Origin of the sequence: Spirillospora sp. NPDC046719, from assembly GCF_040645715.1 — a bacterium.
Lineage (GTDB): Bacteria > Actinomycetota > Actinomycetes > Streptosporangiales > Streptosporangiaceae > Spirillospora.
The window spans coordinates 17,806-31,319 of sequence record NZ_JBEYYT010000069.1; the positions used below are offsets into that span (position 1 = coordinate 17,806).

Annotated in this window: 14 protein-coding genes; 10 read left to right on the forward strand and 4 right to left on the reverse strand. The window is 74.3% G+C overall.

Going from position 1 to position 13,514, the window contains the following annotated elements:
• The first annotated feature begins 89 nt into the window (after positions 1 to 89).
• Positions 90 to 488 carry a hypothetical protein gene (locus ABZ914_RS14980; RefSeq protein WP_500193491.1) on the forward strand — a complete coding sequence of 133 codons (399 nt, stop codon included), beginning with the start codon at positions 90 to 92 and terminating at the stop codon, positions 486 to 488.
• A gap of 47 nt (positions 489 to 535) precedes the next feature.
• On the opposite strand, the gene ABZ914_RS14985 is transcribed toward ABZ914_RS14980, so the two are convergent.
• Complete coding sequence (locus ABZ914_RS14985) at positions 536 to 1,189, reverse strand: class I SAM-dependent methyltransferase (RefSeq protein ID WP_500193492.1); 654 nt, start codon at positions 1,187 to 1,189, stop codon at positions 536 to 538.
• Positions 1,190 to 1,415: 226 nt separating this feature from the next.
• Between ABZ914_RS14985 and ABZ914_RS14990 the strand changes: the two genes are divergently transcribed.
• On the forward strand, positions 1,416 to 2,774 hold the full coding sequence (locus tag ABZ914_RS14990; RefSeq protein WP_500193493.1) for a sensor histidine kinase: 1,359 nt from the start codon (positions 1,416 to 1,418) through the stop codon (positions 2,772 to 2,774).
• A gap of 40 nt (positions 2,775 to 2,814) precedes the next feature.
• On the opposite strand, the gene ABZ914_RS14995 is transcribed toward ABZ914_RS14990, so the two are convergent.
• Positions 2,815 to 3,165 carry a hypothetical protein gene (locus ABZ914_RS14995; protein ID WP_500193494.1) on the reverse strand — a complete coding sequence of 117 codons (351 nt, stop codon included), beginning with the start codon at positions 3,163 to 3,165 and terminating at the stop codon, positions 2,815 to 2,817.
• Between the two features lie 315 nt (positions 3,166 to 3,480).
• On the opposite strand from ABZ914_RS14995, the gene ABZ914_RS15000 reads away from it, so the two are divergent.
• On the forward strand, positions 3,481 to 4,722 hold the full coding sequence (locus ABZ914_RS15000) for a PP2C family protein-serine/threonine phosphatase (RefSeq protein ID WP_500193495.1): 1,242 nt from the start codon (positions 3,481 to 3,483) through the stop codon (positions 4,720 to 4,722).
• A 21-nt stretch (positions 4,723 to 4,743) separates the two neighbouring features.
• Here ABZ914_RS15000 and ABZ914_RS15005 read toward each other — a convergent pair whose 3' ends face one another.
• Positions 4,744 to 5,175: an SMI1/KNR4 family protein gene (locus tag ABZ914_RS15005; RefSeq protein WP_500193496.1), complete on the reverse strand. Its 432-nt coding sequence runs from the start codon at positions 5,173 to 5,175 to the stop codon at positions 4,744 to 4,746.
• Between the two features lie 117 nt (positions 5,176 to 5,292).
• Between ABZ914_RS15005 and ABZ914_RS15010 the strand changes: the two genes are divergently transcribed.
• From ABZ914_RS15010 to ABZ914_RS15020, 3 genes are read left to right on the forward strand one after another with little or no spacing between them, the layout of a single operon-like run.
• Positions 5,293 to 6,810 carry an FAD-dependent oxidoreductase gene (locus ABZ914_RS15010; RefSeq protein WP_500193497.1) on the forward strand — a complete coding sequence of 506 codons (1,518 nt, stop codon included), beginning with the start codon at positions 5,293 to 5,295 and terminating at the stop codon, positions 6,808 to 6,810.
• A 14-nt stretch (positions 6,811 to 6,824) separates the two neighbouring features.
• A complete protein-coding gene (locus tag ABZ914_RS15015) occupies positions 6,825 to 7,955 on the forward strand; it encodes a hypothetical protein (RefSeq protein WP_500193498.1) in 1,131 nt (376 codons plus the stop codon).
• Positions 7,956 to 7,959: 4 nt separating this feature from the next.
• Positions 7,960 to 8,580 (forward strand): TetR/AcrR family transcriptional regulator, encoded by a 621-nt coding sequence (locus ABZ914_RS15020; protein ID WP_190862513.1) that lies wholly within the window; start codon positions 7,960 to 7,962, stop codon positions 8,578 to 8,580.
• A 132-nt stretch (positions 8,581 to 8,712) separates the two neighbouring features.
• On the opposite strand, the gene ABZ914_RS15025 is transcribed toward ABZ914_RS15020, so the two are convergent.
• Positions 8,713 to 9,483: an IclR family transcriptional regulator gene (locus ABZ914_RS15025; RefSeq protein WP_500193499.1), complete on the reverse strand. Its 771-nt coding sequence runs from the start codon at positions 9,481 to 9,483 to the stop codon at positions 8,713 to 8,715.
• Between the two features lie 66 nt (positions 9,484 to 9,549).
• Here ABZ914_RS15025 and ABZ914_RS15030 point away from each other — a divergent pair, with 66 nt between their 5' ends.
• Genes ABZ914_RS15030 through ABZ914_RS15045 form a run of 4 tightly spaced genes read left to right on the forward strand, consistent with a single transcriptional unit; the run spans position 9,550 to position 13,487 of the window.
• On the forward strand, positions 9,550 to 10,728 hold the full coding sequence (locus ABZ914_RS15030) for a cupin domain-containing protein (RefSeq protein WP_500193500.1): 1,179 nt from the start codon (positions 9,550 to 9,552) through the stop codon (positions 10,726 to 10,728).
• The gene (locus tag ABZ914_RS15035) at positions 10,728 to 11,558 is read left to right on the forward strand and encodes a fumarylacetoacetate hydrolase family protein (protein WP_500193501.1); all 831 of its coding nucleotides are present in this window, start codon (positions 10,728 to 10,730) and stop codon (positions 11,556 to 11,558) included. The genes ABZ914_RS15030 and ABZ914_RS15035 overlap by 1 nt, the downstream gene beginning before the upstream one ends.
• A complete protein-coding gene (locus tag ABZ914_RS15040; protein WP_500193502.1) occupies positions 11,558 to 12,202 on the forward strand; it encodes a maleylpyruvate isomerase family mycothiol-dependent enzyme in 645 nt (214 codons plus the stop codon). Before ABZ914_RS15035 ends, ABZ914_RS15040 begins: the two co-directional genes overlap by 1 nt.
• 22 nt (positions 12,203 to 12,224) lie before the next feature.
• Complete coding sequence (locus tag ABZ914_RS15045) at positions 12,225 to 13,487, forward strand: FAD-dependent monooxygenase (RefSeq protein ID WP_500193503.1); 1,263 nt, start codon at positions 12,225 to 12,227, stop codon at positions 13,485 to 13,487.
• Positions 13,488 to 13,514: the final 27 nt, after the last annotated feature.

Below are 13,514 nucleotides of genomic sequence, written 5' to 3' on the forward strand. Positions count from 1 at the left end.
TGGGATGTGACGGCGCGCGTGCCGGAGGGCGGGAGCCCGGGTGCGCGCGCCGGTGCGGCCTGGACGGACATCGGCCACGGGGGAGCGCGATGAGCAGGGGATCCGGCAGGAAGGGCGCCGAGGCGGACATGGCGCGCCGCGTCGAGCGCGTCGGCACGGGCGCGAGCGGCGAGCGCGGAACGCTCGGCAACGGCACGGAGACCAGCGGGGGCGGCAAGGACGCCGAGCGGCGCGTCAAGCACATGGGGACCGGCGGGCACGAGGACACCGGCGACGTGCCGCCGGACGCCGGCCCTCGGACGAAGGGCGCCCAGGCGGACGTGCGGCGGCGCGTCAAGCACATCGGGACCGGCTCCAGCGCCGAAGCCGGGACCCTCGAGACGGGCGCGGCGCCCGGTACCGACGGCGCCCGCAAGGACGTCGAGCGGCGCGTCCGCCGCATCGGGACCGGCGCGTCCGGCACCGCGGGCGAGGTCGTGAAGGGCTAGCCCGCGCGGCGCTCGGCCCGCGCGGCGCCGGAGGCGGGGGAGCGGGCTCAGACCCGCCGGATGTCGGCGAGCCAGGCGGCGACGCCCTCGGCGTCGAAGCTCGTCACCAGCCGGTCCGGGGCGATGGCCAGGACCTCCCAGCCGTGCGTCCGGTCGAAGGACGCCCGGAGCTCGTCCTGGGTGACGCGGCGCGGGCCCCAGTCGCCCGGCTCGGCGTCGCTGAAGCAGAGCAGGTGGAGGCGGCCTCCGGAGGCGGTCACGGAGGCGAGGCTCTCGACGTACTCGCGCCGCTCGCCGTCGTCGAAGGTGTGGAACAGGCCGCAGTCGAGGACGGTCTCGAAGGTCCGGCCGAGACGGGCGAGCCGGAACGCGTCGGCGAGGGCGAACTCCGCGTCGAGGCCGCGCTCCCGCGCCTTCTCCCGCGCCATCGACAGCGCCGTCCCGGCGATGTCGACGCCGAGGACCCGCGCTCCCGTGGCGGCGATCTCGAGGGCGTTCTCGCCGGTACCGCATCCCGCGTCGAGGACGGGGCCGGTGAAGGCGCCCTCGCCGGCGAGGCGCACCACCGCCGGCTGCGGTCGGCCCACGTCCCAGGGCGCCGGCTCCTCGCCGCGGTAGGAGTCGTCCCAGGGCCGCTCGTTCGTCCGCTCGTGGCTGGTCGGGTGGCGCCCGCCGTACCCGTCGCCGTCTCCCCCGGACACCTCGCGCCTCCTCACGCCGTCGCGGCACGGACGGCCACATCGTCGCACGGGCGTCCCGCGGCCCGCCTGCGAACGGAGACGGTCCGACCCAGCCGAACCGCCGGGTTTCCCGGTTCGTAGGGGAGGCGTTACACCGCCTTTAGGGCGCGCCGACCAAGGGCCGCGCAACGGTGCCGCCTAATAGATGGAGGGGACAGGCCGGCGGTGATCGGGGGGTGACGGAAGGGTGCGTCCGCGTCTCGCGCCGACCTCGATCCGCGCGCGCTTCACCCTGGTCATGACCGGCGTCTCCCTGCTGGTCTACGCGATCATCGGCGTCGGCGTGGACACCGCCGTCCACAACCGCATCGAGCGGGACGGCTTCCGCGACACCCAGCGGGCGGCCGCCGAATGGATCGGCTCGATGCGCTCGCCCACCCCGCCGCAGCCGATCACCAGCACCCGCGTCCCCTACCTGCAGCTCGTCGACGCCACCGGGAGCGTGGTGTCGGCCAGCAAGGCGGCGAGTGGGCTGCCCGCGCTGAGCACGCTGCGGCCGCCGAACGACGGCCGGACCCAGAACCACGTCCAGTGCGCGAACGGGCGGTGCCTGCTGCTCACCGCCGCCGGCGTCCCTCCGCAGAAGACCGCCCGGCTGTGGGCCGGCCAGAGCCACACCGTCTACGCGGCGATGCCGCGGCCCGTGCTGCTCGGCACCCAGCGGCTGGACGCCCTCGTCGCCGCCGGCGTGCTGGCGGCCTCGCTGCTCACCGGCTGGGCCACCTGGGCCCTGGTCGGCCACACCCTGCGTCCCGTCGAGGCGATGCGGGCGCAGATCGCCGAGATCACCATCAGCGACCTCAGCCTGCGCGTCCCGCAGCCGTCCGGCGACGACGAGATCGCCCGGCTGGCGCGCACCGCCAACCAGACCCTCGCCCGGCTGGAGGACGCGATGGAGCGCCAGCGCCGGTTCGGCTCGATGGTCTCCCACGAGCTGCGCCGGCCGCTCACGGGCCTGCGCACGCAGCTGGAGGAGGTGCTGCTGTTCCCCGAGGCCGACGCGCGCGGCGGCGTCCGCGACGCGCTCGCGACGGCCGAGCGGCTCCAGGCGATCATCGACGAGATGCTGATGCTCGCCCGCGTCAGCACCGGGCCGCGGATCGTCGAGCCGGTGGGCCTGGCCGCCCTGGCGCGCGAGGAGGCCGCCCGCCGGCGCGACGGGCCGCCCGTGGAGGTCAGCGCCCCGGAGGAGCTCACCGTCACGGGCAACCGGGTGCAGCTCGCCGGCGTGCTGGCCAACCTGCTCGTCAACGCGCAGCGCCATGCCCGCACGAGCGTTCAGGTCACGGTGCGGCGCTCGGACGGCGGCGCGGCGGTCGCGGTCGAGGACGACGGGGAGGGGATAGCCCCGGGCGACCGGGAGCGCGTCTTCGAGCCCTTCACCCGGTTGAGCGAGGGCCGCCGCCGCGATCCCGGCGGGAGCGGTCTCGGCCTGGCGATCTCCCGGGCCGTCGCGGAGACCCACAACGGCACGCTGCGGATCGAGGACTCGCCGCGCGGCGCGCGCTTCGTCCTGCGCCTCCCCCTGGCCCCGCCCCACGCCTGACCCCTGCCGGGCCCCGTGCCCGGCCGGCCGCCGCCGGCCGCTACTTGCAGTGGAAACCGAAGAGTTCGCGGATGTACGCGCCGGACGGGTCGGCGGGCAGGTCCGGGTCCGGCTTGCAGGTGACCGTCACGGGCTTCGCCTTCTCCGGGACGAAACCGCGGATCGTGAAGGTGCCGTGGATGTCGCCGGCGGCGCGGGAGCCGCCCTTGTCCGGCCGGCAGCCGCGGATCCCGCGCGCGAGGCCGCTGGTGGACAGGACCAGCTTCGAGCAGCTGAAGTCGGCGGTGGGCCGGCCCGGCCGCTCGGCGGCGGAGGCGGCCATCGCGGTGATCGGCCCGGTCGTCGCGGCGGCCAGCGAGGCGGCCGTGAGGATGCGCAGGCAGGAGAGCATGGAAGACGTCCTAACTGCCGGGGCCGGCGGGCCTGGGCCGCACCGGCCTGACCTTGAGACTTCTGTGTCATGCCGTCAGCGGGACGCCCTACCCGGCTTCCGGCGGCTCTCACTGATTTCCACACGAACCTTGAGAATCGTGTGAAACACCCATAACGGGCGGCGCATCGCCCGCCCCGGCGGGCCGTTCGGTGCGGACCGGCCGCGTGCCCGGCGGTGAGCGGCTCCAGCCGCACCCGGGTCCGGTGGCGGCGCCGGCGGGTTGGGGCCTGCGCCGTGGGGAATGTCGGCGCAGGTGGGGAAGGGAGAGAGCGGGTGAGCGTGGCGGCGGGGGTCGACCACGCGGCGCTGTTCGCCGCGATGCCGAGCCCGTCGCTGGTGATGGGCCCCGACCTGGTGATCGCGGACGTCAACCGCGCCTTCGTGGACGCCGCCGGACGGACCCGCGAGGACCTGGTCGGCCTGCATGTGCGCCAGGCGTTCCCCGGCGAGGCGGACGCCGAGGGCATGCGGAACCTGGAGGCCTCCCTGAACCGGGTCCTCGCCACGGGCGAGCCCGACACGATGCCCCTCCAGAAGAATCGAATTCAGGGGCCGGAAGGCGTCGAGGAGCGCTGGTGGGCGCTGGTGAACGTGCCGGTACCCGGGGCGGACGGACGCATCGAGTGGATCGTCCACCAGGCCGAGGACGTCACCCCGTACGTGACGTCCGGCCAGAAGGCCGTGCCCGGCGACCGTCCCGGCGTCTGGAAGGGCGCGCACCTGGAGACGGCGCAGACGCTGGAGGCCAAGCTGTACGCGCGGGCGCGCGAGCTGCAGCGGCTGAACGCGGAGCTGCGCCGGGCGAACGCGCGCGAGCGGCAGGTCGCGCTCACGCTGCAGCGGGCCATGCTGACGACCCCCGACCTGGACCTGCACGGCGAGGTGGCGGTCCGGTACCTGCCCGCCACGCGGGGGCTGAGCGTCGGGGGCGACTGGTACGACGTCGTCCACCTGCCGCCCGACCGGTTCGCGCTGGCGGTCGGCGACGTGGTCGGCCATGGGCTGGAGGCGGCCGCGGCGATGGGCATGCTGCGCAGCGCGCTGAGCGCGGCGGTGCGCGCCGTCGGGCGTCCCGCGCCGGCGCTGGAGGTGCTCGGGCTGTACGCGGGGTCGCTGGAGGCGGCGCTGAACACGACCGTCGTCCAGGCGGTCGTCGACACCGGCAACCAGGTGATCACCTACAGCAGCGCCGGGCACCCTCCGCCGGTGCTCGCGCGCGCCGACGGCCGCCGCGACCTGCTGGACAGGGCGACCGATCCGCCGCTCGGCGTCCAGGCCGTGCCGCGCCCGCAGGCCAACGCCTCCTACGAGCCCGGCGACACGCTGGTGCTGTACACCGACGGGCTCATCGAGCGCCACGGCGAGGACATCGACGTCGGTCTCGGCCGCCTCACCGGGGCCCTCGCCGACGCGGCCCGGTACGACGCCGCGCAACTGGCCGACACCGTGCTGGCCCGGCTCGGCGTCGCCGGCGGCGGCCCGGACGACATCGCCCTGGTCGTCGCCCGGCTCTGACGCCTTCCCCGGGAGGGCGGTTCAGAGCCGGATGCGGCCGCTGAGCCAGTCCGCGATGAAGTGCTCCAGGGACGGCGCGATGCAGCGCCGGTTGTCGGTCCGGTGGTCCCAGACGAAGATGTCGGGCCGCCCCTCGGGGACGAGGACGTAGCCGAACAGGTTGCCGTCGCCGGGGGCGTCGGAGAAGAACAGCAGCTGGTCGAACGCCATGTAGAGCCGCTTCAGGGCGGGGTAGGTGCGCATCTCCAGGTTGCCCTGGAGCAGCTGTTCGGCGGAGAAGACCAGGTTGTAGCCGTTGGCGTCGACGACGCCGTCGGTCTCGCCGAGCAGTTTGGCCAGGTCGTCGGGGAGCAGGTGCCCGAGGCTCTCCTCGACCCGCTGGAGCTCCTGCTCGGTGGCCGGCGGGGCGAAGCGGGCCTGGCCGGTGTGTTCGTCGATCAGCTCACGCCACATTCGCGAATCATGACGAAAGCGAACCCGCGCCGTCCAGCCGACGGGCCCGGGGCCCTTGACGCACCCTGCCCTCAATCATACATTCACTCATAATCTGTATGAATGGAGGGCGGCGGGATGGGACGCAGGACGGCCGTGGTGCTCGGCGGGAGCGTGGCGGGGCTGTGCGCCGCGGGGGTGCTCGCACGCCGCTTCGACGAGGTGATCGTCCTGGAGCGGGACCTGCTCCCGCCGGACGCGGAGCACCGGCGGGGCGTGCCGCAGAGCAAGCACCCGCACTTCCTGCTCAACTCCGGCCGCCGCGCGATCGGCGCGATCTTCCCCGGGTTCGAGGAGGCGCTGATCGCCGCGGGCGGGATGCACCTGATGCCGTCCATGGACGCGGCGTACTGCGAGAACGACGGCTGGGCGCCGCGCAAGTCCGGGTCGATGACGATGGTCTACAGCTCGCGGGTGCTCATCGAGCGGGTGCTGCGCGACAAGGTCCGCGAGCTGCCCGCCATCGAGATCCGCGAGGGCGCGACCGTCACCGGGCTCCGCTCCACCGGGGGCGGCACGGCGCGCGGGCGCGTCGAGGGCGTGGAGTACCGCACCGCCGACGGCGGCGACGCGCACCTCGCCGCCGACCTGGTCGTGGACGCGCTCGGCCGCGGCTCCTCGGTCACCGACTGGCTGAGCGCGGCCGGCTGGACCGCGCCGCCCGAGAAGACCCTCGACGCCAAGGTCACCTACACCTCGCGGTGGTACGACCTGCCGCCCGCCGACCGGCGCCCCGAGACCTGGTGGTGGAAGCACCTGGTCGTCACCCCGACGCAGGACACCGGCGACCACCCCGCCGAGCACGAGTTCCTCAGCAACTTCTTCCCGATCGAGGGCGACCGCGCCATCGTGTGCATGGGGTCGTGGGGCATCGACATGCCCCGCAAGCCCGAGGCGTTCGAGGCCGCGGTGGACCGGGTGCGGGCCACGCTCTTCGGCCGGGCGACCCACGCCTGCACCCCGACCTCGGAGGTGCACCTGACCCGCTCCACCGGCAACAAGTGGCGGCGCTTCGACCTGCTGGACGTGCCGCCGGCCGGGCTGGTGTGCGTCGGCGACTCGATCTGCGCCTTCAACCCGTTCTACGCGCAGGGGATGAGCTCGGCGGCCCGGTCCGCGCTCATCCTCGGCGAGATGCTGGGCGCCCGCGACGACCTGGGCCTGGCGTTCGTCCGGGAGTTCCTCGCCCGGCAGAAGAAGTCCCTCGACGTGCCGTGGATGCTCGCGATGGCCCGCGACCAGGCCTACGACTTCGCGACCGGGACGGAGGTCGCCCCGCCGTGGCGGCGCCGGCTGGCCGCGCGCTTCGGCTGGCCGGTCTTCAACGCGATCAACGCCGCGAGCCGCGAGGACGCCTACGTCGAGCGGACGTTCGCCGAGGTGTTCAACCTCGACCGGTCGCTGAAGGAGATGGCGCGGGACCCGCGGTTCTGGTTCGGCATCGCGCGGTACAAGGTGCGGCAGCGGCTCGGCCGGACGGTCGTGCCCGGCGGGTTCGACGCCCGGCAGGACCCGCCCGGCACCGACTTCACCGGCTACACCGGGACCGCGTCGCCCGGGACCGCGCGGCGCGGCGACGACCTCGTCGGCGCCTGACGGGCGGAGGAGACATGGGGTACACCTGCGATCCGGTCGCCGAGCGCGTCGCCGAGAAGCTCGGCTTCTCCTGCCACCACGCCCATCCCTTCGTGACGTTCCGCGACCCGTTCGACCTCGCGAACGGCACCATGCCCGTCCTGGAACTGCTGATCGTCGGCGGGGCGGTGTTCGCCCTCGTCCACGCCTGGCGGCGGTGGCGGCGCGACGGCGACCCGGTCAACATCTCGCTGTGGTCCGCCTCGGTCGTCTACCTGGCGGTGATCGAGCCGCCGCTGTACTTCCCCGGCTGGTTCGGCCTGGAGAAGCAGGTCGGGTTCATCTTCTCGCACAACGTGTTCACCGTGCAGTTCATGTACGACCGGCTGCCGCTCTACATCGTGGCGTTCTATCCCGCGATCTCGCAGCTCGCCTACGAGCTGGTCAGGGCGCTGGGCGTGTTCGCCCGGCGCGGGCCGCTGGCCGGCGCGGTCGCGGTCGCGTTCGCCTGCCAGGTCTTCTACGAGATCTTCGACCAGCTCGGCCCGCAGCTGAAGTGGTGGGCGTGGAACCCCGGCAACACGATGATCAACCGGCCGGCGCTCGCCTCGGTGCCGATGAACAGCATGCTGGTGTTCGCCTCGGTCTCGTTCGGCGCGATGGCGTACCTCGTCGTGCGGCTGGTCGGCGCGAGGCCGGGCCGGGGCGCGCTGCCGGGCTGGAGCGTCTCCTGGCGCACCGTCGTCGCGGGCGCCGTGACGCCGCTCGCGATGATCATCGTGAGCGCGCCGAGCGGCGCGTTCCGCGGCGACGACCAGATCGGGATCCAGCGGGGCATCCTCTCCGCCGAACTGGCCGCCGTCTGGATCGCCGGGCTCTACCTGCTCGTGGACGCCTACCGCGCGGCGCGGGCGGGCGACGCGGCGCCGGTGCCGTCGCCGGCGTTCGTGCGGGTCTACCCGCCGGTGTACCTCGCCGTCCTCGTCGTCCTGTGGCTGGTCGCGCTGCCCGCGTACTTCGCCGCGACCGGCGGCGTCACCGAGCAGGGCACCCCGGTCGGCAGCCTCTGGTACTCCGCGCTGTGCGCCGTCGCCGCGGCGGGCCTCATCCTGGCCGTACCGCGCGTGAAGGCGCCGCGGCCGGCCGCGGAGGCTGTGCGATCCTAGGGCCATGGCGCACCACGGGTGGGGAGGCCGGCCCCCCGCATCGGATGCCGAGGCGCGGCAGCGCATCGTCGACGCGACCGCCCGCTGCATCGACCGGCACGGCGTCGCGAAGACGACCCTCTCCGACGTCGCGAGCGAGCTCGGCGTCACGCGCCAGACCGTCTACCGCCACTTCGCCCGGATCAGCGACATCGTCGGCGAGGTGGCGGCGCAGGGCGCCGAGTCGTTCGTGGACCGGCTCGTCGCCCACCTCCAGGGCGTCGGCGATCCCGCCGAGGCCGTGGTCGAGGGCATGATGTTCTGCGTCCGGACCATCCCGACCGAGCCGCGCCTGAGCCTGCTGCTCCAGCTGAAGGACTCCAGCGCGTTCGGCCGCGGGGCCACCACCGCGGACGCCATCGGCTACGGCGCCCGCATGCTGCGGCGCTTCCCCGTCGACTGGGCGGCCGCCGGGGTCGGCGAGGACGACCTGACCGGCCTCGCCGAGATCATCATGCGGCTGCTGACGTCGCTGCTGCAGAACCCCAGCGAGCCGCCGCACGACGACGCCCGGCTCCGCGCCATGCTCGACCGCTGGCTCGCGCCCGCGCTGCGGCGGCCGGCGCCCCTGCACCGCGTCCACTGAACCCGGCTACTCCTTCCCCGCCGCGTCCCCCATCGTGAACGGCAGCATCAGCACCGACGTGGTCGTGTGGCCGTGGGTGAGCAGGATCCAGCGGAGATGCTCTGGAGCTCACCGGGTCCGCGCTGGACGGGGTCATTCCCGTAGGTCGCGCTCCAGTGCGTCGGCCACGGTGCGCAGCGTGCCGGCGAGCGCGGGCAGCCGCTCCTTCTCGTACCGCGCGCTCGGCATCGACACCGAGAGCCCGGCCACGACCTCGCCCTGCGGGTCGTGCACAGGGACGCCGACCGCGACGACGCCCCGCTCGGAGCGGCCCTGGTTGAGCGCGAACCCGTTGCGGCGCACCCGTGCCAGGTCGGCGCGCAGGGCGTCCAGGTCCGGACGGTCGCCGGGGCGCTCGGTGTAGCGGTCGGCCGCGTACAGCGCCTCCAGCCGGTCGGGCGGCAGCTCGGCGAGCAGCAGCAGGCCCGCGGTGGTGCGGTGGGCGGGGAAGACCATGCCCTCGCGCGAGCCGACCCGCAGCGCCTGCCGCGACTCGACGCTGGCGATGAAGCGCACCGTGTCGCCGGTACGGACGGTGAGGTTGGTGGACTCGTCGAGCAGCTCGACCAGCCGGTGCAGGTGCGGCAGCGCGGCGGCGCGCAGCCGGGCCGCCGCCGACTGCGAGTGGGCGGCGAGCTCCAGGACGGGCCCGACGCGGTAGGTGCGGTCGGAGTCGCGGACCGCGAAGTCGCGGTAGACGAGCATGGCGAGCAGCCGGTGCGCGGTCGAGTTCGCGACGCCGATCCGCCGCGCGACCTCGGTGACCGTGAGCGGGCCCTCCAGCTGCAGCATCGTCGCGATGCGCAGCGCGTTGTCGACGCTCGCGACGGCGTACGGCGGCGGTGCTTTGAACGGCTGGTCCACCCTGGCTCGATTCTGTAGAACAGAATTTCCTATTCTTCACAGCGTACAGGCATCACGATGGCGGTTATGACCAGCACTCCTGCCGCGGCCTCGCCGGTGCGGCTGCGGGCCGTCGACGCGCCCGGCCAGCCGGAGGTCACCCCCGAGCTCGAGGACCTCTACCGCGGCTTCGAGGCCGAACTCCTCGTCCCGCTGTGGACCGAGATCGGCGGCCTCATGCCGCCCCACCCGCGCTCCAGCGCCGTCCCGCACGTGTGGAAGTGGGACCGCCTGGTCCGCCTCGCCGACCGGGCGGGGCGGATCGTCCCGGTCGGCCGCGGCGGCGAGCGCCGCGCGATCGCCCTCGCCAACCCCGGGCTGGGCGGCCGCCCGTTCGCCTCCCCGACGCTGTGGGCGGCGATCCAGTACCTGATGCCCGGCGAGGACGCGCCCGAGCACCGCCACACCCAGCACGCCTTCCGCTTCGTCGTCGAGGGCTCCGGGGTGTGGACGGTCGTCGGCGGCGACCCCGTGCCGATGAACCGCGGCGACTTCCTGCCGCAGGCCGGCTGGAACTGGCACGCCCACCACAACGCCACCGACCGGCCGATGGCCTGGATCGACGGCCTCGACATCCCGTTCCAGTACCTGACCGAGGCGCAGTTCTTCGAGTTCGGGCGCGACGAGATCTCCGACGCCGAGCGCATCACGCCCGAGCGGTCCCGCTCCGAGCGGCTCTGGGGCCACCCCGGGCTGCGCCCCGTCGGCGTCGGCCACGCCGCGCCCGGGTCGCCGCTGCTCTCCTACAAGTGGGAGCACACCGACCGCGCGCTCGCCGACCAGCTCGCGCTGGAGAAGGAGGGCCACGCCGCCACGGTGGAGCCCGGCCACGCCGCCGTCCGCTACACCAACCCCGCCGACGGCACCGACGTGCTCCCCACCCTGCGCGCCGAGTTCCACCGGGTGGCCCGGGGCGCCGAGACGGCCCCGGTCCGCGAGACCGGCTCCAGCGTCTACCAGGTCTTCGACGGCTCCGGCTCGGTCTCGGTCGGCGACCGGACCTGGTCGGTGACGCGCGGGGACCTTTTCGTCGTCCCCTCGTGGGAACCGTTCTCGGTGCGGTCCGAGGCCGGGCCGTCCGACTCCGACTCCGGGGCCCTGGACCTGTTCCGCTTCGGCGACGCGCCCGTCTTCGAAGCCCTCAAGCTCCACCGCACCGCCACTCACCGGACCGCCACCCACCGAACCGCCGAGGACGACGCCTGATGAAGCTCTCCACCATCCGCACCGCCGCCGGGACCCGCGCCGTCCGCTTCGACGGCGGCGGCCTCGTCGACCTCGGGTACCCCGACCTGGGCGCCCTCCTCGCCGAGCCGGACTGGCGGGCGAAGGCGGCGGGCGCCTCCGGCCCGGTGCACGACGTCGAGGGCGCCGACTTCGCTCCCGTCGTGCCGAGCCCGTCGAAGGTGATCTGCGTCGGCCACAACTACTCCAACCACATCAAGGAGATGGGGCGGGAGCTCCCGGCGTACCCGACGCTGTTCCCCAAGTTCGCCGACAGCCTGATCGGCGCCCGCGACGACATCGCCAAGCCCGCCGAGACCGACGCCCTGGACTGGGAGGTGGAGCTCGCCGTCGTCATCGGCGCGGAGGTCCGCCGCGCGGACGACGCGCAGGCGGAGGCCGCGATCGCCGGGTTCACCGTCATGAACGACGTGTCCGTGCGCGACTGGCAGTTCCGCACCATCGAGTGGACGCAGGGCAAGATCTGGGACTCCTCCACCCCCGTCGGCCCGTACCTGGTGACCCCCGACGAGGTCGGCGGCGTCCGCCCCGCGCTGCGGGTGCGGACGCTGGTCGACGGCGCGGAGATGCAGTCCGACGACACCGGGACGCTGCTGTTCGACCCGGTCTTCCTGGTGAAGTACGTCTCCACGATCATCACGCTGCGGCCCGGCGACCTGATCGCCACCGGCACCCCCGCCGGCGTGGGCCACGCCCGCGACCCGAAGGTCTACCTGACCGGCGGCGAGACGGTCGTGACCGAGATCGACGGCCTCGGCGCCTGCGTCAACCGCGTCGTCAAGGACGCCTGATGGCCCGCACGTTCGCCGACGCCGTCGGCTGGGCGCGGGAGGGCACGGACCTGTTCCTCGACGCCGCCGGCGGCCTGACCGAGGCGGAGTACGACGCCCCGTGCCTGCTGCCCGGCTGGTCTCGCCGGCACCTTGTCGCGCACGTCGCGGCGAACGCCGACGCGCTCGGCAACCTGGTGCACTGGGCCGCCACCGGCGAGGAGACCCCCATGTACGCCTCGCCGGAGGAGCGCGCGGCCGGGATCGAGCGCGGTGCCCGGATGACCGGTCCCGAGCTGGCCGGATGGCTGGCCCGCTCCAGCGCGGAGCTGCGGACGGCGATGGACGCCCTCACCGAGCGCCAGTGGCGGGCCGAGGTCGTCACGGCGCAGGGCCGCACCGTCCCCGCGACCGAGGTGCCCTGGATGCGGTCGCGGGAGACGTTCGTCCACGCCGTCGACCTGGACCGGGGAGCGTCCTTCGCGGACCTGCCGGGCGACTTCCTGGACGCGCTCGTCACCGACATCGCCGCCAAGCGGGGCCTGGACGCCGCGTCCCCGGCCGAGCGGGCGCTCCCGGACGGGCCGCTGCCCGAGGTCGCCGCCTGGCTGGCCGGCCGGCCGCACGCCCTCGCCGACGCCCCGCCCCTCGGCCCCTGGCTCTGAGGCGCTTGAGAAGGAAGAGACCATGACCGACCCTGATGTGATCGTCGTCGGCGGCGGGATCGGCGGGCTGGGCGCCGCCTACGCGCTGAGCCGCCGCGGCCTCGCGGTCCGCGTGCTCGAACGGGCCGCCGCCTTCGGCGAGGTCGGCGCGGGCATCCAGCTCGCCCCGAACTGCACGCGCATCCTCGACGACTACGGCCTGCTGGACGAGGCGAAGAGCCTCGGCGTCCTGCCCGAAGCGATGATCATGCGCGACGCCGTCGACGGCACCGAGCTGACCCGGCTGGACCTGCGCGACCTGGAGCGCCGCTACGGCTTCCCGTACCTGGTCATCCACCGCAGCGACCTGCACGCCATGCTGCTGCGCGCGTGCGAGCGCGCCGGCGTCGACCTGCGCACGTCGCAGCAGGTGACCGCCTGCGCGAACACCGCCGGCGGCGCGAGCGTGACGCTCGCCGACGGCCGCGTGGAGGAGGCGCGGGTCGTCATCGCGGCCGACGGCCTGCACTCGGTGGCGCGGAAGCTGATCGTGGACGACGAGCCGGTGTCGTCGGCGTACGTCGCCTACCGGGGCACCACCCCGACGGCGAGCGGCCGGGCCGCGGAGGTCGACCTCTCCGAGGTCGTCGTGTACGTCGGCCCCCGCTGCCACTTCGTCCACTACGGCCTGCGCGGCGGCGAGCTGCTCAACCAGGTCGCCGTCTTCGAGTCGCCCAAGGCCCGCGCCGGCGAGGAGGACTGGGGGACGCCCGACGAGCTGGACGCGGCGTTCGCGGGGACCTGCGACTTCGTCCGCGGCGGGCTGCCCGACATGTGGCGCGACCGGTGGTGGCGGATGTACGACCGCGACCCGGTCATGACGTGGGTGGACGGGAGCATCGCGCTGCTCGGCGACGCCGCGCACCCGCCGCTGCAGTACATCGCGCAGGGCGCGATCATGGCGATCGAGGACGGGTGGGTGCTCGGCGAGCAGGCCGCCCGGCACCTCGCGGGCGACGGGTCGGTGGACTGGCCGGCCGTCCTCGCCGCCTACCAGGCCGTCCGGCCCGAGCACTGCCGCCGCGTCGTGAGCACGTCGCGCGCCTGGGGCGAGCTGTGGCATCTCGACGGGCTCGCGCGGCGGCAGCGGAACGTCCTGCTGCGGGAGCGCGACACCTACGACTACGCGTTCGTGGACTGGCTCTACGGGCCGACCGCGCTGGACCCGTCCGAGGAGCCGCCGATGTTCACGCCGATCCCGCTGTCGTCCGCGCGGCCGGACGCGCTCACCGGGACCGGCGGCTGAGCCCGGTGCCGGGGCGGCGGGCGAGCC